The organism is Rhodococcus sp. Leaf247, assembly GCF_001426185.1.
Taxonomy (GTDB): domain Bacteria; phylum Actinomycetota; class Actinomycetes; order Mycobacteriales; family Mycobacteriaceae; genus Rhodococcoides.
Genome location: NZ_LMRP01000001.1, coordinates 1 through 211 on the forward strand (window position 1 = coordinate 1; position 211 = coordinate 211).

1 rRNA gene is annotated in these 211 nt (G+C 51.2%); it reads right to left on the bottom strand.

Going from position 1 to position 211, the window contains the following annotated elements:
- Positions 1 to 82, bottom strand: a 16S ribosomal RNA gene (locus ASG64_RS00005); the annotation flags it as partial.
- Positions 83 to 211 lie beyond the last annotated feature (129 nt).

The window sequence follows — 211 nt, forward strand, 5'->3', positions numbered from 1 at the left end:
CCGAAGGGCCTTACCGTTCGACTTGCATGTGTTAAGCACGCCGCCAGCGTTCGTCCTGAGCCAGGATCAAACTCTCCGTTGAAGACTCTTATCAACCCCACCCTAGAAAGGCGAAGTCAATGAAAACTAGAGAGCCAAATCCAGCAATAAAACTCACGCCAGCAATAACTCCATTGCTGACAAAAAAGAACCGGTCCCTCCCCGACGGGAA